We start from the raw sequence: 352 nt of genomic DNA, 5'->3' as shown, positions 1-352 counted from the left end.
GAAATCCTCGCTTGCGGCAGGCGAAATAAATAACTCTGAATATAAGCCTGGGTGATCAGACCGGCGTAATGATCGATCATATCGGACGAGCAGGCCGCGTGAAAGGCGATTACTCTGGCAGGATCGCCGTCGCCTCGATCTCCACCCGCGCCTCCGGCTCCACCAGCGCCACCACCTGCACCAGGGCCATCGCCGGGAAGTTGCGCCCCATCACGGCGCGGTAGGCCGGCCCAAGTTCGGCCAGGCACGCCCGGTACTCCGCGATGTCCACCACATACCAGGTTGCGATTCAGCGAAATTCAACAGCCTCGGGTGTCAGCATCAAGCCACGGCGATTTCGTCAACAGGCTGC

Annotated in this window: 1 protein-coding gene; it reads right to left on the bottom strand. The window is 61.1% G+C overall.

Translation table 11 applies throughout. The features are described from left to right. Positions 1-109 precede the first annotated feature (109 nt). Positions 110-274, bottom strand: a complete 165-nt coding sequence (locus ACFHPP_RS31425; protein ID WP_437167138.1) for a hypothetical protein — start codon at positions 272-274, stop codon at positions 110-112. Between the last annotated feature and the right edge of the window lie 78 nt (positions 275-352).

This window comes from Falsiroseomonas sp. E2-1-a20 (assembly GCF_051433195.1).
In the GTDB taxonomy this organism is placed as follows: domain Bacteria; phylum Pseudomonadota; class Alphaproteobacteria; order Acetobacterales; family Acetobacteraceae; genus Falsiroseomonas.
This window is presented reverse-complemented; position numbering and strand designations above follow the sequence as displayed.